This window comes from Corynebacterium sp. HMSC068H04 (assembly GCF_001811255.1).
GTDB classification, from domain to species: Bacteria; Actinomycetota; Actinomycetes; order Mycobacteriales; family Mycobacteriaceae; genus Corynebacterium; species Corynebacterium hesseae.
Window position 1 is genome coordinate 1 of sequence record NZ_KV804026.1, and the last position, 25,090, is coordinate 25,090.

19 protein-coding genes and 4 tRNA genes are annotated in these 25,090 nt (G+C 61.0%); 2 read left to right on the forward strand and 21 right to left on the reverse strand.

Translation table 11 applies throughout. From position 1 onward, the window contains the following. The 12 genes from HMPREF2792_RS13400 to HMPREF2792_RS11970 all read right to left on the reverse strand — a co-directional run. On the reverse strand, positions 1 to 2,276 hold a 2,276-nt coding region (locus HMPREF2792_RS13400), incomplete at its 3' end, for a Rib/alpha-like domain-containing protein (protein ID WP_304439944.1). 383 nt (positions 2,277 to 2,659) lie between these two features. Continuing rightward, the gene (locus HMPREF2792_RS11925) at positions 2,660 to 6,655 is read right to left on the reverse strand and encodes a DNA-directed RNA polymerase subunit beta' (protein ID WP_070533882.1); all 3,996 of its coding nucleotides are present in this window, start codon (positions 6,653 to 6,655) and stop codon (positions 2,660 to 2,662) included. Between the two features lie 102 nt (positions 6,656 to 6,757). Continuing rightward, complete coding sequence (locus HMPREF2792_RS11930; RefSeq protein ID WP_070520944.1) at positions 6,758 to 10,237, reverse strand: DNA-directed RNA polymerase subunit beta; 3,480 nt, start codon at positions 10,235 to 10,237, stop codon at positions 6,758 to 6,760. Between the two features lie 294 nt (positions 10,238 to 10,531). Beyond that, a complete protein-coding gene (locus HMPREF2792_RS11935) occupies positions 10,532 to 11,488 on the reverse strand; it encodes a cell envelope lipid trafficking protein PgfA (protein WP_070533884.1) in 957 nt (318 codons plus the stop codon). Between the two features lie 118 nt (positions 11,489 to 11,606). Then, a complete protein-coding gene (locus tag HMPREF2792_RS12800; RefSeq protein ID WP_318260993.1) occupies positions 11,607 to 11,951 on the reverse strand; it encodes a HigA family addiction module antitoxin in 345 nt (114 codons plus the stop codon). Continuing rightward, positions 11,929 to 12,279: a type II toxin-antitoxin system RelE/ParE family toxin gene (locus HMPREF2792_RS11940; protein WP_232748548.1), complete on the reverse strand. Its 351-nt coding sequence runs from the start codon at positions 12,277 to 12,279 to the stop codon at positions 11,929 to 11,931. Before HMPREF2792_RS11940 ends, HMPREF2792_RS12800 begins: the two co-directional genes overlap by 23 nt. Before the next feature lie 95 nt (positions 12,280 to 12,374). Next, the gene (gene rplL / locus HMPREF2792_RS11945; protein WP_070520955.1) at positions 12,375 to 12,761 is read right to left on the reverse strand and encodes a 50S ribosomal protein L7/L12; all 387 of its coding nucleotides are present in this window, start codon (positions 12,759 to 12,761) and stop codon (positions 12,375 to 12,377) included. Positions 12,762 to 12,847: 86 nt separating this feature from the next. After that, on the reverse strand, positions 12,848 to 13,369 hold the full coding sequence (gene rplJ, locus HMPREF2792_RS11950) for a 50S ribosomal protein L10 (protein ID WP_070533886.1): 522 nt from the start codon (positions 13,367 to 13,369) through the stop codon (positions 12,848 to 12,850). Positions 13,370 to 13,694: 325 nt separating this feature from the next. Continuing rightward, positions 13,695 to 14,489 (reverse strand): ABC transporter ATP-binding protein, encoded by a 795-nt coding sequence (locus tag HMPREF2792_RS11955; protein ID WP_070533888.1) that lies wholly within the window; start codon positions 14,487 to 14,489, stop codon positions 13,695 to 13,697. 5 nt (positions 14,490 to 14,494) lie between these two features. After that, entirely contained in the window at positions 14,495 to 15,547 is a 1,053-nt protein-coding gene (locus HMPREF2792_RS11960) for a FecCD family ABC transporter permease (RefSeq protein WP_070533890.1), read from the reverse strand. Next, positions 15,544 to 16,512, reverse strand: coding sequence for a FecCD family ABC transporter permease (locus HMPREF2792_RS11965; protein WP_118781230.1), 969 nt, complete (start codon positions 16,510 to 16,512; stop codon positions 15,544 to 15,546). Before HMPREF2792_RS11965 ends, HMPREF2792_RS11960 begins: the two co-directional genes overlap by 4 nt. 66 nt (positions 16,513 to 16,578) lie before the next feature. Then, positions 16,579 to 17,523, reverse strand: a complete 945-nt coding sequence (locus HMPREF2792_RS11970) for an ABC transporter substrate-binding protein (protein ID WP_070534058.1) — start codon at positions 17,521 to 17,523, stop codon at positions 16,579 to 16,581. Between the two features lie 124 nt (positions 17,524 to 17,647). On the opposite strand from HMPREF2792_RS11970, the gene HMPREF2792_RS11975 reads away from it, so the two are divergent. Then, positions 17,648 to 18,442, forward strand: coding sequence for a siderophore-interacting protein (locus tag HMPREF2792_RS11975; RefSeq protein ID WP_070533892.1), 795 nt, complete (start codon positions 17,648 to 17,650; stop codon positions 18,440 to 18,442). Between the two features lie 590 nt (positions 18,443 to 19,032). On the opposite strand, the gene rplA is transcribed toward HMPREF2792_RS11975, so the two are convergent. The 9 genes from rplA to HMPREF2792_RS12020 all read right to left on the reverse strand — a co-directional run bounded on the left by rplA (position 19,033) and on the right by HMPREF2792_RS12020 (position 23,754). Continuing rightward, complete coding sequence (gene rplA, locus HMPREF2792_RS11980) at positions 19,033 to 19,737, reverse strand: 50S ribosomal protein L1 (RefSeq protein ID WP_070520973.1); 705 nt, start codon at positions 19,735 to 19,737, stop codon at positions 19,033 to 19,035. A 107-nt stretch (positions 19,738 to 19,844) separates the two neighbouring features. Next, entirely contained in the window at positions 19,845 to 20,288 is a 444-nt protein-coding gene (gene rplK / locus HMPREF2792_RS11985; RefSeq protein WP_070520976.1) for a 50S ribosomal protein L11, read from the reverse strand. A gap of 165 nt (positions 20,289 to 20,453) precedes the next feature. Continuing rightward, positions 20,454 to 21,359, reverse strand: a complete 906-nt coding sequence (nusG, locus tag HMPREF2792_RS11990; protein ID WP_070533894.1) for a transcription termination/antitermination protein NusG — start codon at positions 21,357 to 21,359, stop codon at positions 20,454 to 20,456. A 139-nt stretch (positions 21,360 to 21,498) separates the two neighbouring features. After that, a complete protein-coding gene (gene secE, locus HMPREF2792_RS11995; RefSeq protein WP_070520982.1) occupies positions 21,499 to 21,825 on the reverse strand; it encodes a preprotein translocase subunit SecE in 327 nt (108 codons plus the stop codon). A gap of 24 nt (positions 21,826 to 21,849) precedes the next feature. Beyond that, positions 21,850 to 21,925 (reverse strand) — tRNA-Trp (locus tag HMPREF2792_RS12000). 127 nt (positions 21,926 to 22,052) lie between these two features. Continuing rightward, positions 22,053 to 22,124 (reverse strand) — tRNA-Met (locus HMPREF2792_RS12005). A gap of 34 nt (positions 22,125 to 22,158) precedes the next feature. After that, positions 22,159 to 22,234, reverse strand: a tRNA-Thr gene (locus HMPREF2792_RS12010). A 357-nt stretch (positions 22,235 to 22,591) separates the two neighbouring features. Continuing rightward, a tRNA-Tyr gene (locus HMPREF2792_RS12015) sits at positions 22,592 to 22,673 on the reverse strand. 76 nt (positions 22,674 to 22,749) lie between these two features. Continuing rightward, positions 22,750 to 23,754 carry a polyprenyl synthetase family protein gene (locus HMPREF2792_RS12020; protein WP_070533895.1) on the reverse strand — a complete coding sequence of 335 codons (1,005 nt, stop codon included), beginning with the start codon at positions 23,752 to 23,754 and terminating at the stop codon, positions 22,750 to 22,752. 93 nt (positions 23,755 to 23,847) lie between these two features. Between HMPREF2792_RS12020 and HMPREF2792_RS12025 the strand changes: the two genes are divergently transcribed. Then, positions 23,848 to 25,086, forward strand: a complete 1,239-nt coding sequence (locus HMPREF2792_RS12025; RefSeq protein ID WP_070533896.1) for a geranylgeranyl reductase family protein — start codon at positions 23,848 to 23,850, stop codon at positions 25,084 to 25,086. The last annotated feature ends 4 nt before the right edge of the window (positions 25,087 to 25,090 follow it).

Here is a 25,090-nt window from a genome sequence, read left to right on the forward strand (position 1 = left end):
ACGGTCTTCTTATCCGTCACCACAGAAGCATCCGGGTTCGGAGTTGGGGGGACGTCCTTCTCAGTCACGGTGATCTTCACCGGAACCTCATCAGTCGAACCATCCGGGTAAGTCACCACAACAATGGCATCCTTCTCACCCTTCGTCTTGGTATCAACCGGCTCCTTGAACTCAAACTTGGTACCCTCCGGCAACTCACCAGGATTCTCAATCGAATCCTCAGCCTTCGGAGTCTCACCAACCTTTACAGTCTGAGGCTTACCCTTCGGGTCATACTTGTCTGCGTCCTTGTCCTTCGCAGCAGGTGCCTTCAGGTCAAACTTCGCCGGTACTTCGCGGGTAACCGGGTCAGCGCCCTCGGCAGGCGTCCACGTGACCTTTACGAGTGCCGAGTTTTCACCTTCAACCTGCTTATCTTTAGGCCAGGTGATTGCGCCGGTCTTAGGATTAATGTCCAGGCCCAAGGCTTTAGCGGCAGCAGGATCAGCGAACGCGAAGGATGCACCTTCCGGCATCTTCTCTTCGGCATCAGTTTTCGGATTGTCGAAGGAAGGTTTTACTTCAAGGTCCTTTTCCTTGGCTGTTCCCTTGGTCTCGTCGTACTTAACGACGGTCGGGTCTGCCAAGAAGGAGTCAGCCAAAAGGAGCGTGCCCGTTGGCTTACCCGAAGCATCGGCAGAGAAGACCTGAGAAGAGTACACAGTCGGCTTGGAGAGATCATTCGGGACCGTGAAGTCGCACGACTCCAATTCACCAAGATCGTTAGCCGTGACAGTGCAAATCTCACCAGTAGATTCACCGTCTGCAAACCACTCAATAGCGTACTGCTGGTTGGGGACCAGACCAGTCGTCTTCGACTTCGCAGTGTCACCAGGAGCTGCAATAGCGGACGCGTTATCGTAGTTGAACACGTCGTGGATGGGGCGCGGAGTCAGCAGTGCGAAATTCTGCTTCCAGATGTTGCGGCCTGCCTCGTCCCTGCCGTTCAATGGGGCTGTAGGGCTCTGGAACATATTGTCCGGATAGTTAGCATTCCAAACCTCGCGGTTGTCGCCAACTACTGGGTACAGGTACATGTAGTCACTGTTGATGTGACGCGTGCGCTTCGTTAAGGAGGTACCGTCCCACTGCGTGAGGCTGTTGTGGTTTTCATCCTCTGGGGGGACAACTTTACCCCATTCCTCTTCAGTTACCTTGTTCCCCTTTTTGTCGCGGCTTGTACCGTACAAGCCAGCGAACGGCAGGTAGAAAGAGCCATCATCTTTTACATAAGCCACTCGGGACTCAGCAATGTGGGAGCCAACGCCATGCTTGGCTTGGTATGCATCGACAATTTCCTTTTGCGCAACACGGAATTGCTCGCGGCTATGCCCCTTGTGAGCGTCTTTCCAAGCATCAAACTCACGCGCTACCTCATCATTGACATAAGAACCAACAACCTTGACATTGGTCGCGGCACGGTCCTGAGAGTCCTTGGAGTAATAGTCCGGTATCCCTCCCCCTCCTTCATTGTTCTCCCACCATCCTTCGCCATGCGCGCGGCCATAGATACCAGTTTCGGGCCATTGCTTATCGGCCGTCGGCGCCTCGGTCCACTCCGCTTCCGGCTTGGCAAGCCAACCGTCAAGGTTTGAACGCTCTTGGAATATAACCTTGGCACCCACAATGCGGTTAATGCCAGCCGTAAAATCCCAACTCTCCCATACACGGGTCAAACGGTTGTGGAAGCGTCCACTGTACATGTCTCCACCGGCAACCGTCATATACTTTGCTGGATCTGGGTTCGCAGCCCACGTACGGACCTGGAACTTCCCATCACCAGACAGCTTGAACTCGATTGGTCTGCCTAGGCCATCCTTCGGTGCTTTGGACAAGTCGAAGACGAACTTGCCCTCAGAATCAGAGGTGGTGTAGTAGATAGGCGAAACTTGACCCTTGCCGTTGACATACTGCAGGAAGACCTTGACACCCGCCATAGCTTCGTCGGCGTCATCCTTTGTGTACACGCGGCCATCACGATTTAGGAAAACCGTGCCTTGGTAGCCCTGCTTCTGACCCCAAGTGCCGTCTGCCTTAATGGCAGTGGCCTCCGAGGTGCCTCGGGTATCTACACTGCGATCCTGACCGGCTGCTGCCTCCCGAGCGATAGCAGCCGGCGAAGAAGCCGGGCTGACTACCGGGTGGACGAAGGGCGCAACCATAGCGACGGAAAGAGCGGCGGCTGCAATCGTCGTGCCGCGGCGACGAGCAGAACCGTTGAAACTCTTCATATCCATGAAGAATCCTTTCATGAGAACGATTAGGGAATCGGTCAGCAGTCCGCCCTCGGTTAGATTTGGAAGCATCTTCAGCGTTCCTGAAGGCAAACTGGACTCAACCTGAGACGTTACCCGCCCCCCGCCACCCTCTGCAAGGGCAAAATTTGCCCATGATTAACGGTGTCCATGCACGTCTTGGCTATTCCGTTGATGAGAAATTCTAAACTTGCAGGCCACAGGCAGTCCCAATGTTCATGGTGCTCACAGGGTTCTTTATGTTTGTAACTTTGGCCCCAAATAAAATACCCCCGCCACTACCCTGTTTAAGGGGGGCAGTGACGAGGGTAGCGGAAAGACAGCCTTTATTGGTTAACTTCGGCGCGCCTCACGCGGCTTTACACCTAGAAGGTGTAGTCCTCCTCCAGCGGGACAGAAGCACCGGTGAACTCACCAAAGCCATCGTCGCCGTAGATGGAATCACCGTAGGTCGGGATGGAGTACGCAGCATTGCGTGCGGCCTCAGTCGGCTTGACGCTGATGTTGCGGTAGCGGGAAATACCCGTACCGGCTGGAATCAGCTTACCGATGATGACGTTCTCCTTCAGACCAATGAGCTGATCCGAGCGCTTGTTGATAGCGGCGTCGGTAAGCACGCGCGTGGTCTCCTGGAAGGAGGCCGCGGACAGCCAAGACTCCGTAGCCAGCGAGGCCTTGGTGATACCCATGATCTCACTGCGCAGCTGAGCCGGCTGGCCGCCCTCAGCAACCTGGGCGGCGTTAACCTGCTTGGCCTCAGAGAGGTCAATGAGGTTGCCCGGCAGCAAGTCGGTGGTACCAGCGTCAATGACGGTACCGCGACGCAGCATCTGGCGGATGATGATCTCGATGTGCTTGTCGTGGATGGCCACACCCTGTGCACGGTAGACGGCCTGGACCTCGTCGATGAGGTGCTTCTCCACACCGCGGCGGCCGAGGACCTCCAGCACGTCGTGCGGGTCAGCCGCACCACGCATGAGGCGGTCACCGGTGCTGACGTGGTCACCGTCGCGCAGGGAGCGCTCAATCATGGCGTCCGGGTTGGACTCCATCGGACGGCGGACCTGAGCCAGGCCCTGACGCTTCGACAGCTTCTCGTAGACAACATTGTCAGAGCCATCATCCGGGGTGATGGTCAGGGTCCAGAAGTTGCCCTCATCGGACAGGGACACGGTGCCGTCGACGGAAGCGATAGGAGCGCGGTTCTTCGGGTTACGGGCCTCGAAGAGCTCCTGAACACGCGGCAGACCGCCGGTAATATCGCCACCGACACCACCCTGGTGGAAGGTACGCATGGTCAGCTGGGTACCCGGCTCACCAATGGATTGTGCGGCCACGATGCCGACTGCCTCGCCGATATCGACGAGCTTGCCGGAGGCCATGGACTTGCCGTAGCACTTGGCGCAGACACCGGCCGGAGTCTGGCAGGTCAGCACGGAGCGGACCTTGATCTCCAGAACGCCAGCGTTGACGATCTTGCGGCTGAGCTCCTCGGTCAGGTCGGCGCCTGCCTCGGCGATAACCTCACCGTTTTCATCCTTGACGTCGTTAGCCACGACGCGGCCGGATGCGGAGGTCTCCCACAGCTCGTGCAGGTCGTAGGAACCTTTGGCGATCTCGACGCCGAGCGGGACGCGCACGCCCTGACGGGTGCCACAGTCCTCCTCGCGGACGATGACGTCCTGCGCCACGTCCACCAGACGACGGGTGAGGTAGCCGGAGTCAGCGGTACGCAGAGCGGTATCGGCCAGGCCCTTACGGGAACCGTGCGAGTTGTTGAAGTACTCCAGAACCGACAGGCCTTCGCGGAAGGAGGTCTTAATCGGACGGGTGATGTAGTCACCCTTGGAGTTCACAACCATGCCCTTCATACCGGCCAGGGTCCAGATCTGACGCATGTTACCGGCAGCACCGGACTTCACGATCATCGGAATCGGGTTGTCGTCGGGGTACAGCTCCTCGACGGCGTTACCCACGGTGTCCGTGGCGTCCTTCCACAGCTCGACCAGGCGGTCGTAGCGCTCGCGCTCGGTCAGAGCACCCTGCTCCCAGTACTTGCGCTCGATGCGCTCGGCCTCCTTCTCGTAGGACTCGAGCACCTCGTGCTTGTTCGGCAGAACCAGCACGTCGTGCATGGTGATGGTCACGCCGGAACGGGTGGCCCAGTAGAAGCCAGCGTCCTTCATCTTGTCCAGAACCTGGGCAACGGTGATCATCGGGTACTTCGCGGCGAGGTCATTAATGACGTCACCGAGCAGCATCTTGTTGCCGGCGCCGCCCTTACGGACCATGACGCCCTCGAGGTACGGGTAGTTCCACGGCAACAGGTCGTTGAACATGATGCGGCCCAGGGTGGTTTCAGCCAGCCATGCCTGGCCCTTCTGCCAACCATCCGGGAAGTGCTCGGCCTCGATGTCTGCCGGCGGACGCAGGTGGGAGATGCGGACCTTGATCGGGGCCTGCAGGCCAAGAACGCCGCGGTCACGGGCCATGATGGCCTCCGCGTAGGAGGAGTACACGCCCTGCTCTGGACGATCCTCCGTGGCGGGGCGGTAACGGCCCTCGCCGCCGATCTCGTCCTCACCCTTGTCCATGGTGAGGTAGTACAGGCCGGTAACCATATCCAGACGCGGCATAGCCAGCGGCTTACCGGAGGCCGGGGACAGAATGTTATTGGACGCCAGCATGAGGACGCGTGCCTCAGCCTGTGCCTCGGCGGACAGCGGCAGGTGGACTGCCATCTGGTCACCGTCGAAGTCGGCGTTGAAAGCCTCACAAGCCAGCGGGTGCAGCTGGATGGCCTTACCTTCGACGAGCTTCGGCTCGAAGGCCTGGATACCCAGGCGGTGCAGGGTCGGTGCACGGTTCAGCATCACCGGGTGCTCGGAGATGGCCTCTTCGAGGACGTCCCACACCTCGGGGCGCTGGCGCTCCACCATGCGCTTGGCGGACTTGATGTTCTGCGCGTAATCGTTCTCAACCAGACGCTTCATGACGAAGGGCTTGAACAGCTCCAGAGCCATGAGCTTCGGCAGACCACACTCGTGCAGCTTGAGCTGCGGACCAACAATAATCACGGAACGGCCGGAGTAGTCCACGCGCTTACCCAGCAGGTTCTGGCGGAAGCGGCCCTGCTTACCCTTGAGCAGGTCAGACAGGGACTTCAGCGGGCGGTTGCCCGGGCCGGTGACCGGACGGCCGCGACGGCCGTTGTCGAAGAGGGCGTCGACGGACTCCTGCAGCATGCGCTTCTCGTTGTTCACGATGATCTCGGGAGCACCGAGGTCGATCATGCGCTTGAGGCGGTTGTTGCGGTTGATCACGCGACGGTAGAGGTCGTTGAGATCGGAGGTGGCGAAGCGGCCACCGTCCAGCTGCACCATCGGGCGCAGCTCCGGCGGGATTACCGGGATGGCATCGAGCACCATGCCGGCCGGGTCATTGCCCGAACGCAGGAAGGCCGCGACGACCTTCAGGCGCTTGAGGGCACGCATCTTCTTCTGGCCCTTGCCGTTGTTGATGATCTCCTTGAGAACCTCAGCCTCAGCCTCGAGGTCGAAGTTGCGGATGAGGGTCTGGATGGCCTCAGCACCCATGCCGCCGGTGAAGTAATCCTCGTAGCGGTCAACGAGCTCTTCGTAGATGGTCTCATCGATGATCATCTGCTTCGGAGCCAGCTTGATGAAGGTGTTCCAGATTTCGTCGAGGCGAGCAACCTCGCGCTCACCGCGCTCGCGGATGTGCTGCATTTCCTTGTCGGCAGCGTTCTGGACCTTGCGGCGGGCGTCGGCCTTGGCGCCGGCGGCCTCCAGCTCAGCCAGATCCTGCTCGAGCTTGGCAGCGCGCTCAGCGATCTCTGCCTCGACGTCATCCTCCACGTCCTTCTTCTCCAGCAGCATCTCTGCTTCCAGAGTGGACTGATCATTGTGGCGAGCTTCCTCGTCCACGGAGGTGATGATGTTGGCAGCGAAGTAGATGATGCGCTCAAGGTCCTTCGGAGCCAGGTCCAGCAGGTAGCCCAGGCGGGAAGGAACGCCCTTGAAGTACCAGATGTGGGTAACCGGCGCGGCCAGCTCGATGTGGCCCATGCGCTCACGGCGCACCTTGGACTTGGTCACCTCGACGCCACAGCGCTCACAGATGATGCCCTTGTAGCGCACGCGCTTGTACTTACCGCAGGAGCACTCCCAGTCGCGGGTTGGGCCGAAGATGCGCTCACAGAAGAGGCCGTCCTTCTCCGGCTTGAGGGTGCGGTAGTTAATGGTCTCGGGTTTCTTGACCTCGCCCTTGGACCAGCGACGGATGTCCTCGGCCGTGGCCAGCCCGATGCGGAGCTCGTCGAAGAGATTTACGTCAAACACGTAATGTCTCCCTTTCATCCCCCGTCAGGGGGAAGTTGATGGCTTTGTATGTAGGTGGTGTTTCGTTATGCCCGCCGCCAGTAAAAGCGGCGGACCAAGAAGCTAGGCGATGTCTGCGTCGGAGCGCTCGTCGCGGGACAGGTTAATGCCCAGGGACGGAGCGCCGTCCATGTCATCATCGTCGGAGCCAGACAGTTCCATCGGGGTGCCGTCGGTGGAGAGAACCTCCACGTTCAGGCAGAGGGACTGCAGCTCCTTGAGGAGGACCTTGAAGGACTCCGGAATACCCGGATCCGGGATGTTGTCACCCTTGACAATGGCCTCGTAGACCTTGACGCGGCCGACCACGTCATCGGACTTGATGGTCAGGAGCTCCTGCAGGGTGTAGGCAGCGCCGTATGCCTGCATTGCCCACACCTCCATCTCACCGAAGCGCTGGCCACCGAACTGCGCCTTACCACCCAGCGGCTGCTGGGTAATCATGGAGTACGGGCCGGTGGAGCGGGCGTGGATCTTCTCGTCGACGAGGTGGTGCAGCTTGAGCATGTACATGTAGCCGACGGAAACCGGGTACATGTACGGCTCACCGGAGCGGCCGTCGAAGAGGCGGGCCTTACCGTGCTCATCCACCATGACGTCACCATCGCGGTTCGGCTTGGAGGAAGCCAGCAGGCGAGAGATCTCCTCGTTGGTGGCACCGTCGAAGACCGGGGTTGCGGTCAGGGACTCCGGCGGGACGTCGTAAAGCTCTTCCGGCAGGGTCTTGAGCAGCTCGGCGTTGGCCGGATCCTCGGTGTCGATCTTCCAACCGGCGTGTGCCAGCCAGCCGAGGTGAACCTCGAGCACCTGGCCGATGTTCATACGACGCGGCACACCGTGGGTGTTCAGGATGATGTCCACCGGGGTGCCATCCTCCATGAACGGCATATCTTCCGGCGGGAGGATCTTGCCCACAACGCCCTTGTTGCCGTGGCGGCCGGCGAGCTTATCGCCGTCCTGGATCTTGCGCTTCTGAGCCACGTAGACGCGGATCATTTCGTTGACGCCCGGGGCCAGGTCGTCGTCATCCTCGCGGGAGAAGCGGGAGACGCCGATGACCTTACCGGTCTCACCGTGCGGCACCTTCATGGAGGTATCGCGGACCTCGCGGGCCTTCTCACCGAAGATGGCGCGCAGGAGGCGCTCCTCCGGGGTCAGCTCGGTCTCACCCTTCGGGGTGACCTTACCAACGAGGATGTCGCCCGCGCGGACGTCGGCGCCGATGCGGACGATGCCGCGCTCGTCGAGGTCACGCAGAACGTCATCGGAGACGTTCGGGATCTCGCGGGTGATCTCCTCCGGGCCCAGCTTGGTATCGCGAGCATCGATCTCGTGCTCCTCGATGTGAATCGAGGTGAGGATGTCCTCCTCCACGATGCGCTGGTTGAGGATGATGGCGTCCTCGTAGTTGTGGCCTTCCCACGGCATGAAGGCAACCAGCAGGTTGCGGCCGAGGGACATCTCACCGTTGTGGGTACCGGGGCCGTCGGCAAGCACCTGGCCTGCCTCGACGCGCTCACCCAGGGAGACCAACGGGGTCTGGTTGTAGTTGGTGTTCTGGTTAGTGCGTTCGAACTTGCGCAGCATGTAAGTATCGCGCTGGCCCTCGTCATCCATGATGGTGATGAGGTCCGCGGTGACGTTCTCCACCACGCCCGCCTTCGGGGTGATGATGAGGTCACCAGCATCGTAGGCAGCGCGCTGCTCCATACCGGTGCCCACGTACGGGGCCTCGGAGCGAACCAGCGGCACGGCCTGGCGCTGCATGTTCGCGCCCATGAGGGCACGGTTAGCGTCGTCGTGCTCGAGGAACGGAATCATGGCGGTAGCCACGGAGACCATCTGGCGCGGGGAAACGTCAACGTAGTCAACGCCGGCGGCGTCGGTCACGCCGATATCGCCGTCCTTGAGGCGGACCTCGATGCGGTCGCCGGTCAGGGTGCCGTCGGCAGCCTTCTCAACCTCGGCCTGCGCGATGGCGTAGCGATCCTCTTCATCGGCGGTGAGGTACTCCACCTGGTCGGTGACCTTGCCGTCCACAACCTTGCGGTACGGGGTCTCGATGAAGCCGAAAGCGTTGACGCGGGCATAGGAAGCCAGGGAACCGATCAGACCAATGTTCGGACCCTCAGGGGTCTCAATCGGGCACATGCGGCCGTAGTGCGAAGCGTGAACGTCTCGCACCTCGATGCCGGCGCGCTCACGGGACAGACCGCCCGGGCCCAGCGCGGACAGGCGGCGCTTGTGGGTCAGACCGGACAGGGAGTTGTTCTGGTCCATGAACTGCGAGAGCTGGGAGGTACCGAAGAACTCGCGGATGGCGGCGGAGACCGGGCGGACGTTAATCAGGGAGGTCGGGGTAATCGACTCCGCGTCCTGGGTGGTCATGCGCTCGCGGACGACGCGCTCCATGCGGGACAGGCCCACGCGGACCTGGTTCTGGATGAGCTCGCCCACGGTGCGCAGACGACGGTTACCAAAGTGGTCGATGTCGTCGGTGTGGATGGCGATCATCTCACCGTTCGGGGCCTTCATCTCACGCTCACCGGCGTGCAGGCGCACGAGGTACTCGAGGGTGACGGCGATGTCTTCCTCGGTCAGGGTCATCAGACCGTCGTGGTCACCGCCCAGGCCGAGCTTGCGGTTGACCTTGTAGCGGCCAACCTTGGCCAGGTCGTAGCGCTTGGCGCGGAAGAAGGAGTTATCCAGCAGTGCCTGCGCGAGGTCGCGCGTGGGCTGCTCGCCCGGGCGCTGCTTGCGGTAGATCTCCAGCAGAGCCTCGTCGGTGTTGGCCACGCCATCGGACTCGAGGGTGGACATCATGAGCTCGGAGAAGCCGAAGCGCTCCTTGATCTGCTCCTCGGACCAACCCAGGGCCTTGAGCAGCACGGTGACCGGCTGGCGACGCTTGCGGTCGATGCGCACGCCAACGGTGTCGCGCTTGTCGACGTCAAACTCGAGCCACGCACCGCGGGAAGGAATGACCTTCACGGAGTGCAGCGGGCGCTCGGTGGACTTGTCGATGGTCTGGTCGAAGTACACACCCGGGGAACGCACGAGCTGCGAGACGATAACGCGCTCGGTGCCGTTGACGATGAAGGTGCCCTTCTCAGTCATCATCGGGAAATCGCCGATGAAGACGGTCTGGGACTTAATCTCCTGGGTGTCGTTGTTGATGAATTCTGCGGTGACGTACAGTGGCGCCGAGTAGTTGATGTCCTTCTCTTTGCACTCGTCCACGGTGTTCTTCACCGGCTCGAAGCGAGGCTCCGACAGGGACAGGGACATGTTGCCCGAGTAATCCTGGATCGGAGAAAGCTCCTCGAGGATATCCTCAAGGCCGCTCGTCACGCGTGCGTCTTCGCCGCGCTCTGCCTGCTCGCGCTCGCGCCACTCGGGGGTGCCGATGAGCCACGCGTAAGAATCGAGTTGTAGATCAAGGAGGCCCGGGACAGCGATGGGCTCGCTGATTTTAGCGAAGGAGTATCGCTTCGGGGCTCCAGGGATGTTGGCCACTGACTTGGTCTGGCGGGAGACTGCCAAGATGGGTCCTTCCAGTACCTCTGGCGGATTGCCTCCCCACCCTGGCCGGTGAGGTGCAAAACCGCTGGTAGATTTAGCATTCGGTCTGCTGTGGAACGACTGGGTTTAGAATGCACAAAATCACCTTGTCAAGTCGGTTTTGCCATCACCGCTCGAAAGGCTAAATGTGCACTAAAGATCCAGATTCCAGCGCAACGAAATAGCCTATAGCATAATGGCGGCCTTGTAAAGGCGAAACGTGCCGCCGGCGTGTCGCTACGCAGATCCGCACGCGCGGGCCGCTAGCACGCGCGGCTAGCGGGAGTGGCGGTTGGTGGGGCGGCGAAAAGCGCCCAGCGCCCCAAGCAGCACCAGAAGCGCACCAATGCCGAGGCCACCCCAGCGCACCCACTGCCCCACAGCACTCCGCGGGAAGCACTCAGCTTGCTGGAGCAGCTCCGCTCGGGATTCCTCATCGGTCGCACCGTTGAAGGCGAACTGCACCTCGCGCTCGTTGCCCTCGCGGTCTGCCCAATAGTCCTTGATATCGACGTCCATACCCACGACGAGTCCGGTGGCCTGGTCCACGAAGAGGTCGCGGGTTGCGGCGTGGAAGAGGTAGCCCTGCTCGGTGGAGCCGTCTTCATTGCTCAGCGTGGTGGTCGTGTTGCCGGCATAGAGGGTAGCCACGTTGGTCGGCTCCACTTCTTGGTGGTAGCGGTAGACCGTGCGGCCGTCGATGTCGAGGGATTCCTCGAAGACGGCGTCGGCCGCCTTGCGCAGCACCGGGTCGAAAACCGGGTAGGTGGTCTGCTCAGCATTGGCGGGCAGCTTCAGCCAGTAGACCTCGACGGGAACTTCCGCCGTGGGCGAGCCCATAGTGTGGGAGAGCGCCGCCGGGCCCGTGGCCTCACCGCTGAGGCGATCGACGGGGTAGTTCCATACACGGGCAAAGCTCAAGTCCTCCACGTTGCCCGTGCCGCCGCGGATGGCGGACTCCCCCACTCGCAGCGTTGCGGTGTCCTTGTCCGCTGGATCCTGGATGTCCAGGTTGAGCTGATAGGTCATCGGCCCCTCGTACTGCGTAACGCCCTCTGCGGACAGCGCCTGCGCGGTGGCGCTGTCATCCTGCATCGTCCACGTGGTGTTCTTGATATCCAGCGGCAAGCGCGGGCTAAAGCTCAAGAAGCTCGACGCCGCCAGGCCGGCAGCGATCAGCGCAACGCCGAGGCCGAGCAGGAGGACGGAGAAGATGCGGGACTTGGGCAGCATGGTGGCTTATCCTACCGATTCGTTTGTTCAAAACACATTTCCCCGGAGGGTGCGTTTCAGTTTTGTGCAGCTACGGTGCGGGTGCACCAACCCCGAGGTGAGCACGATTGAGCGAATCCTATGAACGAGAAGCAGATTCTTCTTTGTGATTCCACGGAACGATGGCGCTGGTGTCCGTAGTCTGGCGAGCTTTCCACAGATCGTATTCCTCTTGGAGTCCGAGCCAGAACTCCGCGGAATTCCCAAAGTAAGCCGACAAACGCAAAGCCATATCGGCACTGATACCGAGCGCCCCGCGGGTAATTTTGGAAACTTGGGAACGGGTAGTGCCAATGTCACTGGCCAGGCGATACTGGGTTATTCCGCAGGGTTTGAGGAATTCTAGGAGAAGGATCTCTCCGGGATGCGGAACGGGAACAACATCAACATGAGCGCGTGCTTCAGTGGTAGTCGATAAAGTCAACGTCAACAGCTCCTTCGGGTGTCCACTTGAATATGATGCGCCACTGCGAGTTGACGCGAATTGAGTAGTAGCCCTCAAGGTCACCCTTGAGCCGCTCCAACCGGTTTGCTGGTGGAATCCGAAGGTCCGTGACATTTACAGACCGCCCAATCATAAGTAACTTGCGGCGCACTACTGAACGCAATTCCGATGGAATATATCGCGGCGGCACACCATCCTGATGGAACCGCTCGAGACTTCTACGCCGAAACTGCACACCCCAATAGTGTCTCCTTTTGACCCTAGTGTCAAGATCTGACACGCAATCCTTAGAATCCGGGGGACCCATCAAAACGGGAACAACCCCGCACCGCGTAAAAGCGGAACGGGGTTGTTGGCGCGCAGCGAGAGTGCCGCGCGGGAAAGCTGAGTAATTCAGGTGAATTACTTGAGCTCGACGGAAGCGCCAGCCTCTTCGAGCTTAGCCTTAGCAGCCTCAGCGTCGTCCTTGGAAGCACCCTCGAGGATAGCCTTCGGAGCGGACTCAACGAGCTCCTTAGCTTCCTTCAGGCCCAGGCCGGAGACGATCTCGCGGACAGCCTTAATAACGCCGATCTTCTTAGCGCCAGCGTCGGTCAGAACGACGTCGAACTCGGTCTTCTCTTCCTCAGCAGCACCGCCGGCAGCCGGGGCACCAGCAGCAACGGCAGCAACCGGAGCAGCGGCCTCAACGTCGAAGACCTCCTCGAATTCCTTAACGAACTCGGAGAGCTCGATGAGGGTCATTTCCTTGAAAGCTTCAATAAGCTCGTCCTTGGTGAGCTTAGCCATGATTGGCATCCTTTCTCATTGTGCCTGGCCACCCTAGGCGGCCAGAAAAGTGTGTGTGTTTAAGTTGTGCGCCTTTAGTTGGCGTCTTAAGCTTCCGCAGCCTTCTTGTCCTGCAGGGCCGCAGCGGTGCGGACCATCTTGGTTGCAGGAGCGTTGAATACGGCGGCAGCCTTTGCCATAGAACCCTTCATGGCGCCAGCCAGCTTTGCGAGAGTGGTCTCGCGGTTGTCCAGCTTGGCGATGGCCTCAACCTGGTCGGCAGACAGAGCGTCGCCGTCCATGTAGCCACCCTTGATAACGAGTGCCTTGTTGTCATCAGCAAACTTGGTGATGACCTTCGCAGCATCCACTGCCTCGCCCTTGATGAACGCAATAGCGGTCGGGCCAGTCAGCTGCTCGTCAAGACCCTCGATGCCAGCTTCGTTGGCAGCGATCTTGAAAAGGGTGTTCTTGGCGACGGAGTACTCAACGTCAAAGCCGAGGTTGTTACGCAGCTCCTGGAGCTGACCCACGGTCAGGCCACGGTACTCGGTGAGCACGATGGAGTTAGCGCCTTCGAGCTTCTCCTTCAGCTTTGCCAGGTCTGCGGTGTTCTTCGGGTTTGCCATTTTCTACTACGCCTCCTTTCGAAACATCTCTTGTGTTTTCCGCCGGGACCTTTCCCACCTCGGTTGTCGTTAACGACAACCGAAATAACAAAAGCCCCGTGCAAGAGCACAGGGCGCGCGCGGAAATCCGCGGTAATTCGCAAAGTGTCTCCTGCGTGGGCCGCCCTCTAGAGCGAGGAACCTTCGATCCGATATTCCGGATGACCGACGGTCTTCGGTGAACCTTGACTCGACCACTTCGGGGCCGTTCAAACTTCGCTAGGTACTCTACAGCCCGCACGGGCCAACTCCAAATCGCGGTCCTGGGGCTTTGCCTTAGTGCCCTTTAGTTCTTGAGCACACCGCGCGGAACGATGACGGGGGCATCGCTGCGAGGATCCTCCCAGATGTCCACATCGATGCCATAGGCCGCCGCCAGGACCTCTTTCGTCAACGCCTGCTGCGGCGTGCCCCGCGCGATGATCTCGCCGTTGTTCATGACCACCATGGTGTCTGAGAACTGCCCAGCCAACATGAGGTCGTGCAGCACGACGACGACCGTCTTCCCAGCGCGCGCTTGCTTGCGGACGAGCTCCAAGACACCCATCGCGTGGGCGGGATCGAGGAAGGTCGTGGGCTCGTCGAGAAGCAGCACCGGCGCGTCCTGAGCCAAAGCCAACGCGAGCCACACCCGCTGACGCTGGCCACCCGAGAGCGCCGCGATGTCACGGTCGATGAAGTCAGTAATGCCAGTCTCCACGCAGGCCTGCGCGATGATCTCGTGGTCCTGCGCTGACAGTCCCCTTCCCCACCCAAGGTGCGCGTACCGCCCGCGGGCGACGAGCTCGCCGACGCGCAGCCCATCCGGCGCCATCGGGTGCTGGGGAAGCAAGGCCACATGGGCCGCCGCTTCCTTCGGGCTCATGGAATGCACATCCAACTCACCGATGCGCACGCTTCCCTGCCGGGGGCGAAGTATCTTCGACAAGGTCTTCAGCAACGTCGATTTCCCGCAGCCATTGGGGCCGATGAGCGTGGTGACCTCCCCTGGTTGAGCCGCGAGGTCAACCCCGGAGAGAATATCGTTCCCACCTTGATAACCGGCATGGATGCCTTGGGCCTTCAGCTCGCAACTGTTCATGATTTTCATCCTTTCCGCCTTGCGGCATTCCACACCACGATGACCAAGGCGGTGCCGCCGATCACTGAGGACACAGCACCCACCGGCGCGTCCATCGGGAGCGCCCCGGCCACCACGGCGCAGGCGCTTAAGAGGGCCGCACCAGCAGCGCACGACACCACCGGCGAAGGAGTAGGGGTTCGGGCGATCATGCGTCCGAGGTGTGGGGCCAGCAGCGCGATAAAGCCGATGGGCCCCGCCACGGATACGGTCACCGCGCATATTCCGGTGGCAGCAATGAGGAGCGCGGTGCGCGTCCGCGTGATGTCCACGCCCAAGGAGAGGGCCGAGAGATCATCATGGGCTAGAAGCGGCAGTTCCCGGGCACGCCACGAACCAAGCAACACGAAAGGCGCCAGTCCTACGAGAAGTGGAACAATGACGTCCATCCGCACAAAGCCCGTGGTTCCCGCCAGCCACAGCTGGGACTGTGCTGCACGGAGGAGCTCCGCAGCGCGCAAGAGATAGGCCACCATGGCTTGAAAGAGCAGTGATAGCGCGATGCCGACGATGACGATGCGGTTGCTCGTACCGAGCCCACCAAGCGCCACTAGCAAGATGGCCGCCAACACCGCCCCCAGCAGCGCGAGCCCCGCCCGCCACCAGAACACGGAGACACCCTCTGCGAGGAGCGGCCGGGACATCACCGTCCCGATAACCACCATCACCGAAGCCCCACCGGTCACGCCAAGGATGTCGGGGGAGGCCAGCGGATTGCGCGACATCGACTGCGTCCACGACCCCGCCAGTCCGAGCGCGGCGCCCACGATGAGGGTTGCTAGCGCTACGGGCATGCGCAGATCCCACACAACGCGGATTTCGCTTCGGCTCCCACCACCGTTGAGGATCTCCAGAACCCGCCCCGGACTCAGCCCCACGGGGCCTTGTCCGAGCATCAGGACGTAAGAAACTGCCGCGACCAGCACAAAGAAGCAGGTGGCTGACCATATCCATATCTGGCGCTTCCGCTGTTGGGAACGCAGGCGCTTGGCGACGTCCCCCTTCACCCCATCACTCATAGCTTCTGCTCCCCTCGGCGCACGGCCCAGATGAGGAAAGGTGCGCCCACGAAAGCTAGGACGATGGACATCTCCAACTCGGAGGGGCCAGCGATAAGCCGGCCTAAGATATCCGCAGCCAGCACGGAACAACCACCCAGCAGCGCCGCGGGGGCAATCATGGCGGCAACCGCCGGCCCTGTACACCGCCGGAGAAGGTGGGGGACGGCAAATCCCACGAAAGCGATGGGGCCTGCCGCGGCGGTAGCGCATCCGGCCAAGACAACGATGCTTAAGGCGGCGCCACGGCGCGCTAGTACCGGCGAGCTACCCAAGGCAACCGAAGATTCCTCACCCATGGCCAACAAGTCGAGCGGGCGCGCCACACTCGCGGCAATGATGAGCCCGACGAGCAGACCACCGGCTGCAATCGCAACCTCTCCGGGGCCGCGCCCAAAGGTGGAGCCGATGGTCCAGCGGCGCATGCTGTCGAGCACATCCGTGGAATACAAGCCGATCAGCATGGCGCCAGAACTTAAGGCAGCCGATACTCCTGCACCCACAAGAAGCAGCGTCAGGGAATCAGGAAACCGCCGGGAAACTCCCAGAACCACTACCGTGGCCAAACCGGCTCCCACCAGCGCGAGCGCCGTCCGCATCCCCAGCGAGGTGGCAAGCCCCAACGCCGTCCCGAGCGCTACAAGGAAGGAAGCACCCGCAGTGATACCAATGAAGCCGGGATCGGCCAAGGGGTTCTTGGTCCACGTCTGGGCGATGACACCGGAGACCGCAATGGCTGCACCCGCGAAGTACGCCAAGAAGGTGCGCGGCATACGCAAGTCCCACACGATATTTTCTATCTCCGGCTGGCTTTCATGGAGGAAGGCGGGAAGGAGTTCGGACAAGGCGATGGACCGCGATCCCACCACCAGCGAGCAGGCGAGGAGAAGCAGTGAAACCACAACCAGAGCGCTGGTGAGGAGCACGCGTCCCCTCCCCCGCGAATCTAGCTCGCCGCGGGTGGCCCCGGCGTTTCTCGGTAATGCGAGCACTTAGAGTTGCTCTTCAAACTTATCGACAGCCCAAGGAATGGTGAGCGGGTTCGGCATGCTCATGGCGTTGCCGGTATCCGTTTCTAGGTAGCGGACGCGGCCATCCTTGACCACGTCTAGGCCTTGGAACGTCGAATCCTTCTTCAGCTCGTCGACTGCACCGTTGTAATCCAAGACGAACAGGTAGTCCACGTTGTTGAGCTGGGAGTAGTTCTCTGGGGCGTAGTCCACGAAGAAGCTCGAGCCATCACCCTCCAGCTCCTGCGGAATCTCAAAGCCAAGGTCTTCGATGAATTGACCGCGGCCATCATCGGAAGTGTAGAGGCCCAGCTTTCCGTCATAGGGCATGACGATGGCCGCGCGTTTGCCGTTAAGCTCCGGGTGAGATTCCTTGAATTCATCGAAGGCGCCTTGCGCCTTGTCAATAAGCTTGTCACCCTCCTCTTCCTTCTCAACGGCAGAGGCGATGGTCTTAACCTGCTCTTCCCAGGGAACCTGCCAGTCTTCGAAGCCCTCCGGCTTCATGGTCAGCGGCGCGATCTCCTCGAGGGATTTCTGTGCTTCCTGGTCCACTGCCTGATTGACAGCAATGATCTGCGTGGGGTCCGAAGCCGTGACCTGCTCAAGAACATCGGCCGTGAACCCGGAAGCGGTGTTATAGATAACCTCAGGCTGGGCATCTCCCAGAAGTTCTTTCGCCCATGGGCCCACACCGGAGGGATCACCATCACCCTGCGCTCCCCAGGGCGCTACGGCAACGGGGGTGATTCCGAGCGCGAGGACAGTATCGGCGTCGCCAAGCCCCAGGCTGGCAACCCGCACCTCCTCAGCGCTGCCTGCACCCGCACTGTCCTCACCGCTTCCGCGCGAGCACCCTGTCAGAGCAATCGCTGCCGCCGAGACAATCGCGAGCACGGCTTTCGCACGCCGGTGGATAGCAACCATGGAATCAACCTTTCCTTCGATGGGAACGAGCACACAAGCCGTCACACCCCTAATCTATTTGAGGCAAGCCTAACCTCTGCTTTATGATGGATTCAAATTTCCCTTATACCTAGGAACAATTCCTTTGACGCATCACCGCTTATTCCCCGTTACCCTCGCCGGGAATACCCGCCTCAAGCCGCGACTGCACCGCCTTACTTTTCACTCGCCCGCCTTCGGCTCCTACCCCCTCGCCGGGCCTGATGAGTATTTTGGGCTCCTCATGCCCCAGGACGGGCAGGAGTTTTCGCCCTTCCCAGTTGAGGATGCCAATGTGCGCGCCGCCGTCACTGGCTTGCCTGACGACGTTCGCCCGGCGTTGCGGTGGTACACAATTCGCAGGCTCAACCACGAGGCCTGCACCATCGATGTCGATGTGGTGACCCATGGCGATAATGGCCCGGGCTCGCGGTGGATCCGCAAGGCCCAACCCGGGGATACCGCCGGAATCTATACCGGGCAAGCACGGTGGCAAGCACCCAAGAAATCACAGCTGTTGCTCGCGGACGCCTCCGCTCTCCCCGCACTGTGGCACATCCTGGAGCACTACGAAGCCTCCTTCCCGGAAACCTTGAGTGGCATCGACGTCGTTGCACTAATTGCAGACGACTCCGAAATCGAGGACGGCTTTGAGAAGACCTGGCGCGGCCAGGTTCGTTCACTCACCATGGTCGCCGCCCCGCACGAGGAACACAGCGCCCACGCCGTTCAGCTTCTTAGTTCTCGTTTCTCTGCGGACACAGCGCCGGATTCAGTGTGGGTATCCGGCGAAGGGGACCTGGCCAAAGAAGTGCGCTCTTTGGCGGTGCACGACTGGGGAGTGCCGCGCGAGGACGTCATTTGGTCCGTGTACTGGATGAACGGCAAGCCGCGGCCGTAATTCCTTCGCACGCATCTAATCCTTTAACCGGCAGTGGGCCTCGGTGCGCTTCCACATGGTTCCCATCAGAAGGTTCCCGTCAAGAGGTTTCAGTCAGAAGGTTCACTTGCCCCCAAACGAACCTTCTTCGCTCCCCCAGATGGTTTGTTTGCCCCCAAGAGAACCTTGTGACTAGAACCATCTACATCCAGCGCCCGCGTTTGCCCCAGGCCTGATGCATCTCCGCTCAAGCCCATGTCCCGAATCCAAGCAGGGAGCACCTGGCTTGGGGCACACACAGCACAACGCGGGCCCCGGATAATTCCGGAACCCGCGTTGCAAGGGGTCTTGACTATCAGGCGGTTTCTCACGCCGCCCGCCCTGCAAGACTCAGGGTGTTCTCTCTATCTCTCATGCGCCTCTCTCAAACGCACAAGGATTATTATGCGATACATTCCTTGAAAGCCCATCGAACCTGCCTGTGTTTTACCTGTCAGTGGTTTTTAGCCCTCTGACCTGTACAAATAATTCGACACGCAAGGAAAATGGCAATAAAAAAATCCCGGCTCGTGAATGAGCCGGGACCTTTACGCCGTTAACACAGACATCAATTAGTCGGTGTAGTTCTTCTCCACGGAAGCGTCGACCGGGATGCCCGGGCCGGAGGTGGTGGAGATGGTGATCTTCTTGGCGTAGATGCCCTTAGCGGAGGACGGCTTCAGACGCAGGATCTCGTCGTACAGCGCGCCGTAGTTCTCAGCCAGCTTCTCAGCGTCGAAGGAAGCCTTGCCGATGATGGCGTGCAGGTTGGAAGCCTTGTCCACGCGGAAGGAGATCTTACCGCCCTTGACGTCGGCCACAGCCTTGGTCACGTCAGCGGTCACGGTGCCGGTCTTCGGGTTCGGCATGAGACCACGCGGGCCCAGGACGCGGGCAACGCGGCCAACCTTGGCCATCTGATCCGGGGTGGCGATAGCAACGTCGAAGTCGATGTTGCCCTCGTTGATGGCAGCGATCAGCTCTTCGGTGCCCACGATGTCGGCGCCAGCAGCCTTAGCGGCCTCAGCCTTGTCGCCCTCGGCGAAGACGGCCACGCGAACATCCTTACCGGTGCCGTGCGGCAGGGAAACGGTGCCGCGTACCAGCTGATCAGCCTTGCGCGGGTCAACGCCGAGGCGGAAGACTACGTCAACAGTAGCGTCGAAGTTCTTGGAGGAGGTCTCCTTGGCCAGCTTGGCGGCCTCGATCGGACGGTACTGGCGGGAGCGGTCTACCAGCTCAGCAGCAGCCTTGTATGCCTTGGACTTGGTGCTCATAAGTGCAATTCCTTTTCTTGGATTGATGTGGTGTTAGCGGGCCGAAGCTGGCCCTGCCACGCGCGATACAGAACGTATCGCTACGTATCGCGCATTAAATCGAATTATTACTTAGCCGGGATACCGTCAACGGTGATGCCCATGGAGCGAGCGGTACCAGCGATGATGCGGGCGCCGTTCTCGATGTCACGAGCGTTGAGGTCCTCGAACTTGGTCTGTGCAATCTCCTTGCACTGGTCCCAGGTCACGGAGCCAACCTTGTCGGTGTGCGGAACGCCGGAGCCCTTCTTGATGCCAGCGGCCTTGAGCAGGAGCTTCGCTGCCGGCGGGGTCTTCAGCTTGAAGTCGAAGGAGCGGTCCTCGTACACGGTGATCTCCACCGGCACGACGTTGCCGCGCTGGGACTCGGTCGCAGCGTTGTAGGCCTTGCAGAACTCCATGATGTTGACGCCGTGGGCACCGAGTGCCGGGCCGACCGGCGGAGCCGGGTTAGCAGCGCCTGCCTCGATCTGGAGCTTGATCAGGCCAGTGACCTTCTTCTTGGGAGCCATCGAATTACCTCTTTCCTGTGGTACCGGAGTGCCGCCACGATGAATAACAGCGCCCCGTCCGGATGCTCACGCATTGTGGGCCACCGGAGGATGAACGTTTCAAGATGCGCAAAAGCGCACGGCGTTCAAGTTTAGAACACCGTGCGCCCAGCTCAAAATCGCTTTTTAGGAGATGCGCTCGATTTCCGTCGGGGAAAGCTCCACCGGGGTCTCGCGGCCGAAGATGGACACTAGGCCCTGCATCTTGCCGGTCTCCGGATCGATCTCGGAGATGGTGGCAGATACGGAAGCCAGCGGGCCGGACAGGATGGTAACGGCCTCGCCCACCTCGAAGTCGTGAGCATAAGCCTTCGCGGCCTCCTTCTCCGGCATGGCAACAACCTGCTCGCCCTCGGAGTCGGCGGCGGAGGCCTCCGGGGAAACCGTCGTGTCATTCGGCATGAGGAACTTGGCCACGTCGCGGATCTTCACCGGGGTAGCGTTGCCCTCGTTGCCCACGAAGGAGGTCACACCCGGGGTATCGCGGACGACAGACCAGGCGGCGTCGTTAAGCTCCATGCGCACCAGCACGTAGCCCGGAAGCAGCTTGCGCTTAACAACCTTCTTCTTGCCGTCCTTCTTCTCCAGAACCTGCTCGACCGGCACGACGACCTCAAAGATGGAATCCTCCACCTCAAGGGTCTGGGCGCGCATATCCAGGTTGGTCTTCACCTTGTTCTCGTAGCCGGAGTAGCACTGGATGATGTACCACTTGCCCGGCTGCTTCTTCAGTTCGCGGGTGAAAGCGCGCAGGCGGGTCTTGTACTCGGCGTCGGCGGCAGCGGCGTCTGCTTCAGCGCTTGGCGACGCCTCCCCCGCTCCCTCAGCCTCAGCCTCGTCCGAGCCGCCGCCGAGGGCGGCCTCCGCGGCCTTGGTAGCAGCTTCCTTCTCGGCGGCTTCCTTCTCCTCGGCAGAAAGCTCCTCCTGCGGCTGCTGGGTTTCCTCAGTAGCCTCGACCGCTTCCGCGGCCTGTTCCTGGACGTTATCAATCATGGCCTGTTCGAGGGAGGTGCCGGTGTTTTCTTCGCTCATTGTCTGCTACTCCAAAATTGTGTTCATTCTTCTAGTCCCCAACCAGGTTACCCGGCGGGACTAGGGCAAAAAGTATCCCGCCGTTTCCCCTAGTCGAGCTAGCGGGAAGGCGGCGGGATGAAAGTATGAAATTAGTTTACTAAGGCGCGAGGATTGCTTCAACTCCGAGGCCGGTCAGCGTGTCTACGCCCCACACCAAGGCGGTGAGGACGATGAGGAAGGCGAAGGTCACGAGGACGTACTGCAGCATTTCCTTGCCGGTAGGCCAGACGACCTTCTTCATCTCAGAGACAACCTCGCCCGGGAAGGACCCGACGGAACCGCCGAAGGAATCTTCCTTCTTGTCCTCGACGCGTACGACGCGCTTGTCGGTGTAGGAATCGGTAGAGGTGGTCGCTGCGCCAGAGAGCTGACGCTTGCCGGTTGGGCGCGGAGCCCCGGTGCTCGGCTGCTTTTCATCGCTCACGGCGATTCCCTCCTTGAAGTGATGTGGCAGGGGCGACAGGACTCGAACCTGCAACCTACGGTTTTGGAGACCGTTGCGCTACCAATTGCGCCACGCCCCTTTGCGTGCCCTTTTGGGACAACGCACAACCCTACCAGAACGATGATTCCCCATGGAAACCACGTGCCGTATAAGGCTGGGAGTCGGTAATGAAAAAGCGCCCGTGTGCGGGCGCTTTTCTTTCCCGGTAGCGATGGCGAGAATTGAACTCGCGACACAGCGATTATGAGTCGCTTGCTCTACCACTGAGCTACACCGCCATATTCACCTTCTGGGACCTTCCAGAAACATGAATGGAGCCCCCTGACAGAATCGAACTGTCGACCTTTTCCTTACCATGGAAACGCTCTGCCGACTGAGCTAAGGGGGCACAGCCTCTTTGAGTAACGGACTTTCATCCGCTGTGCTCTCGTTGAAGCCTTGAAAAGATTAACCCGAAACGCTTAAACAACACAAATCGCCAGGATGGGACGTATTTTTAGGGCTTTTAAGCGCCCCAAGAACGCACCAAAACAACCACCGTGCCGAGCAGACGACAACTAAGCCGGGTACACGACCGTTCAATCGACGGAGCGACATTTCGATCAAATAGCGTCCCAATTTCTCGATGCTCGGGCCCCTTATTTGATCGAAATGACCCTTAACCCTCCCTTAGCCTTATGCCGCGGCCGGGCCGGGGATCGAAAAATCCCGCAGACACATCTTTGCGTCTGCGGGATTCATTCTGTGCCAGGTAGAAGATTCGAACTTCTGAAGGCAATGCCGGCGGATTTACAGTCCGCTCCCTTTGGCCGCTCGGGCAACCTGGCATGCACTCTTGAGTGCGGTTATGTACTTTACTACGAAGTCCCGCCCGACATGCAAATCGCCTGGCAGGAGCACCTATTAGCCCACGCGCTGGACCGTGTAGTCCGCCAACTGGCGCAGGGCTTCACTAGCCGTGCATTCGGGCAGCAGGGAAAGCTGGTCTTCGACCACGCGCAGGTACGCGTTGACGTCGGCAAGCGCCTTGTCCCGGCCGCCGGACTTCCACAGCAGGTCGATGGCGCGCTTCACGGAGGCGTCATCGGTCAGCGGGCCCGTCAGGAGGGCACGGAGCTCGTCGCCGACCTCACCCTCCTCCTCCAGGGCATAGAGCACTGGCAGGGTGAACACGCCCTCGCGCAGGTCCGTGCCCGGGGTCTTCCCCGACTCCTCGGGATCGGAGAAGATGTCGATGATATCGTCGACGATCTGGAAAATCATGCCCACGGCCGCACCGATCTGTCGCAGCGCCTCGCACTGCTCCGGGCCGGCGCCAGCGTGGTAAGCACCCAGATAGCCGGCGGAGGCGATGAGCACCGCGGTCTTTTCCCGGATGACCGCCGTGTAATGCTCCACGGCGTTAGCTTCGCCGGCACCGATGGTTTCGCGCATCTGGCCGGTGACGAGCTCCTCGAAGGTCTCCGCGAAGTGCTCCACAGTGTGAGTATCCAGCTGGCTCATCAGCCGCGAAGCGTGCGCCAAGAGGGCATCGCCCGCCAAAATCGCCACCGAGTTAGTCCAGCGGAAATTTGCAGAATCCACGCCGCGGCGGCGCTCCGCTTCATCCATGACATCGTCGTGATAGAGCGTGGCCACGTGGACCATTTCCACCACGGTTGCCGCCTTAATCACCTCAGGCGATTGCGAGCGTTCACCAAACTCGGAAGCCAGCAACGCCATCATCGGGCGGAAACGCTTGCCCCCAGCCAGGGAGAGGTGGCGCACCTTGTCTTTGATGAAGTCCTGCCCGCGGTCGAGCTCCGTATTCAGCAGGTCCTCTACAGCAGCCATCCCGGCGTTGATACGCTCGGTGAGCTGCGCATCCCCCAAGTCCACGTGCTTGGCGTGAGTTTGGCCGTGTGACATTAAACGTGTTCCTTTAAGCTCAAAAATCCTAGTGTTTACCTACCGTAGCCCATGGCACGGCCCTCAACACACTTGTGGCCACTATCCCGTGCAATGATAGTCCCCATGTCGGAGCAGATCGATTCCACCCTTGTTGACGTCGCCATCGTCGGTGCCGGGCCCGCCGGCGCTGCCGCCGCTATCCACGCCGCGCGCGCTGGCCATGACACGCTGCTTGTCGACGCCTCCCCCTTCCCCCGCGACAAGACCTGCGGCGATGGGCTGACCCCTCGCGCCATGCACCAGTTGGAGCTCCTCGGCATCGAGGTCAACGCCTCCTACCGCAACCGCGGGCTCAAGCTGCACGGCTTTGGCGGCACCGTAACCGCCCCGTGGCCTGAGACCTACCCCTCGCAGGTGGGAACGGCTCTACCTCGCTATGAATTCGATGCGCTGCTCGTTGAGGCCGCCCAAGAAGCCGGCGCACAGCTTCTCACCGGCTCAGCAACGGCCCCGCAGCTCGAGGGCAACCGGCTGGTGGAGTTCTCCGTGGGCAAGCGCCGCGTGCGCGCGCGGTGGGTCATCGTGGCCGATGGCGTGCGCTCGACCTTTGGCAAGCAGCTGGGCCGCACCTGGCACCGCGAGGAGGTCTACGGCATCGCCGCGCGCGCCTACACCGATTCGCCCCACGACGGCGAGGAGTGGATGCACTCCCACGTGGAGCTCAAGGACCCCGAGGGGGTCGTACAACCCGGATATGGCTGGATCTTCCCGCTGGGACAGGGGGTCAACATCGGTTTGGGTGCGCTGTCCACCGCCGCCCGCCCGGCTCGTCTCAACACCAAGAAGGCGCTTGATTTCTACGCTGAGCAGCAGCGTTCGGAGTGGGGCTTGGGCGAGCTGCGCAACGTCACCTCGGCGATGCTGCCCATGGGTGGCGCGGTGTCCGGGGTGGCCGGCGCCAATTGGATGCTCATCGGTGACGCTGCGGCCTGCGTAAATCCGCTGAACGGCGAGGGCATCGACTATGGCCTGGAAACGGCAGCACTCGCCGTGGAGATGCTCGGCACCAAGGACCTCACCTTGGCGTGGCCAGACCGGCTGCGCGCCGAGTATGGCGAGGCCTTCCTACTTGCCCGCACCGCCGCGCGCCTGCTGACCTACCCACAATTCCTGCCGCTGGCCGGACCTGTGGCCATGCGCGGCCCCATCGGCCGCATGCTCATGCCGGCCGCCGCACGCCTCATGGGCAACCTCATCACCGACGAGGACAAGGACCTGCTTGCCCGCGCCTGGCGGCTGGCGGGCGGGGCGGTCTCCACGCTGCGCCGCGATACTCCCCTTTGGGCCTAAGGCC

Bases quoted from the DNA above. Each gene is read 5' to 3' on its own strand.
- HMPREF2792_RS11935 (WP_070533884.1), bottom strand. From the start codon at position 11,488: ATGCTGCCCAAGTCCCGCATCTTCTCCGTCCTCCTGCTCGGCCTCGGC.
- HMPREF2792_RS11940 (WP_232748548.1), bottom strand. From the start codon at position 12,279: ATGGGTCCCCCGGATTCTAAGGATTGCGTGTCAGATCTTGACACTAGG.
- rplL (WP_070520955.1), bottom strand. From the start codon at position 12,761: ATGGCTAAGCTCACCAAGGACGAGCTTATTGAAGCTTTCAAGGAAATG.
- rplJ (WP_070533886.1), bottom strand. From the start codon at position 13,369: ATGGCAAACCCGAAGAACACCGCAGACCTGGCAAAGCTGAAGGAGAAG.
- HMPREF2792_RS11955 (WP_070533888.1), bottom strand. From the start codon at position 14,489: ATGAACAGTTGCGAGCTGAAGGCCCAAGGCATCCATGCCGGTTATCAA.
- HMPREF2792_RS11960 (WP_070533890.1), bottom strand. From the start codon at position 15,547: ATGAGTGATGGGGTGAAGGGGGACGTCGCCAAGCGCCTGCGTTCCCAA.
- HMPREF2792_RS11970 (WP_070534058.1), bottom strand. From the start codon at position 17,523: ATGGTTGCTATCCACCGGCGTGCGAAAGCCGTGCTCGCGATTGTCTCG.
- rplA (WP_070520973.1), bottom strand. From the start codon at position 19,737: ATGAGCACCAAGTCCAAGGCATACAAGGCTGCTGCTGAGCTGGTAGAC.
- rplK (WP_070520976.1), bottom strand. From the start codon at position 20,288: ATGGCTCCCAAGAAGAAGGTCACTGGCCTGATCAAGCTCCAGATCGAG.
- nusG (WP_070533894.1), bottom strand. From the start codon at position 21,359: ATGAGCGAAGAAAACACCGGCACCTCCCTCGAACAGGCCATGATTGAT.
- HMPREF2792_RS12020 (WP_070533895.1), bottom strand. From the start codon at position 23,754: ATGTCACACGGCCAAACTCACGCCAAGCACGTGGACTTGGGGGATGCG.
- HMPREF2792_RS12025 (WP_070533896.1), top strand. From the start codon at position 23,848: ATGATAGTCCCCATGTCGGAGCAGATCGATTCCACCCTTGTTGACGTC.